Genomic DNA, 1980 nt, shown 5'->3' with positions numbered 1-1980 from the left:
TCAGAAGCCATCGAAATTTTAGGATGCAGCAGACAGTATTTAAATCAATTAATCAAGAGCGGTGTAATTAAGCCGGTGAAAGAATTTGCAAGGGATCGCTTATTTATCAGAGCGGAGATTGAAGAAAGAAAAGAACATATGGGCAAGAGGAAGAAATCTTAAGCATTATCCTTTATGGGTAGTGCTTTTTCTTTGCTCTAAATCAAATAGCGGAGGTGGTGATGATGTGACGTGGCTAGACCGAGAAACCCGAAGCGGGATGAAGCGTTTCAATTATGGATAAATAGTAAAGGCAAAATGAAGCTTATCGAGATTGCAGCGGAACTAGAAGTTTCTGATTCACAAATTAGGAAGTGGAAAAATCAAGATAAGTGGGAAGATCAATTGAATGGTAACGTTACTAAATCCAAAGGTAACGTTACTAAACGAAAACGAGGGGCTCCGCCTGGTAACAGCAATGCTAAGGGGCATGGTGCACCTAAGCGAAATCAAAACGCGGTGACGCATGGCTTCTTCGCAAAGTTCCTTCCAGAAGAAACACTGGAGATCATGGAAGCGATGGAGGAGCGGTCACCCGCTGATTTGATTTATGATCAGATACAAATTCAGTATGCCGCTATCATTCGGGCGCAGAAGGTCATGTTCGTTGAGGATAAAGATGACATGGCTAAAGAAAAAAGCCAAGAGGGTTGGGGTGAAAGTGGTGCTGATAAATACGATATCCAATTTGCTTGTGATCGTCATGCCACCTTCTTAAATGCTCAAAGCCGGGCTATGGGTGAATTACGATCTCTCATCAAGCAATTTGATGAACTAGCCCACGCTGACGATGAGCGCCGCTTGAAATTGGAGCAGATGCAACTTGGAATTGAGAAAACAAAAGCCCAAGTTGAGAAGATTCGAAGCGGCCAAGGTGAAGGATCTCAAGAAAGCGAAGTAGCCGCGATGCTTCGTCGAATGGCTGGTGAATCCAATGGCTGATTTAACTCCTAAGCAAAAGGAAGTCTGGGATTGTTTTATTAAAGAGCAGCCTAAAATATTGTTAGCGAGCGGAGCAAAACGTGCAGGTAAAACCTTTGTGTTCATCCTGCTTTTTTTAATGCACATTGCAAAATACGAAGGTAAAGGCTTATCTTTCATTATCGGTGGTTCAACACAGGCATCTATTAGACGTAATATCTTGAATGACATGGAAGAAGTGTTAGGCAAAGAACTAAAGCTGGATAAAACGAATGCTATCAGTGTATTTGGCAACAAAGTATATTGCTTTGACGGAACCAATGCAGATGCTTGGAAAAAAGCAAGGGGATTTACGGCCGCAGGAGCATTATTAAACGAGGGAACGGCTCTACATGACACATTCGTGAAAGAAGTCATTTCTCGTTGTTACTACCCAGGAGCACGGGTTCTGATTGACACTAACCCAGAAAACCCTGCTCATTTTGTTAAGACAGATTACATTGATAAAGATGGCCAGAAGTTGAAAAACGGAAAGCTAAATATTAAAGCCTTTCATTTTACTCTTTTCGATAACATTTATCTTGATGAAGAGTATGTTGAGAGTATTATTGCTTCTACGCCATCGGGCATGTTCACAGATCGAGATATCTATGGTTTGTGGGTAGCGGCAGAAGGTGTTATCTATAAAGACTTCAACAAAAATAAGCACTATATAGACGATGTAGAGGATGTTAATTTTGTCAGATACTTTGCTGGTGTTGACTGGGGATATGAGCATCATGGTTCCATTGTGGTAATAGGAGAAGATGATAAAGGGTGTTTTTATCTCATTGAAGAACACGCCAAGCAACACGAAGAAATTGATTACTGGGTGAAAGTAGCTAACAACATTAAAAGTCGGTATGGGAATATCAATTTCTATTGCGATACAGCAAGACCGGAGCATATCATTCGCTTCAGGCGAGAGAGGATTAGAGCAATCAATGCAGATAAAGCGGTTGTATCGGGTATTGAGGAAGT

The 1980-nt window shown here is 41.3% G+C and carries 3 protein-coding genes; all 3 read left to right on the top strand.

What is annotated here, in order from left to right:
- Positions 1-9: 9 nt before the first annotated feature.
- Complete coding sequence (locus IRB43_RS17555; RefSeq protein ID WP_343070912.1) at positions 10-162, top strand: helix-turn-helix domain-containing protein; 153 nt, start codon at positions 10-12, stop codon at positions 160-162.
- A 69-nt stretch (positions 163-231) separates the two neighbouring features.
- A complete protein-coding gene (gene terS, locus IRB43_RS17550; RefSeq protein ID WP_203364737.1) occupies positions 232-981 on the top strand; it encodes a phage terminase small subunit in 750 nt (249 codons plus the stop codon).
- The coding region (locus tag IRB43_RS17545; protein WP_203364736.1) for a PBSX family phage terminase large subunit at positions 974-1980 on the top strand (1007 nt) is incomplete at its 3' end. The genes terS and IRB43_RS17545, both read left to right, overlap by 8 nt.

The sequence above is a fragment of the Bacillus sp. REN10 genome, assembly GCF_016820555.1.
In the GTDB taxonomy this organism is placed as follows: Bacteria; Bacillota; Bacilli; order Bacillales; family Domibacillaceae; genus Bacillus_CE.
This window is presented reverse-complemented; position numbering and strand designations above follow the sequence as displayed.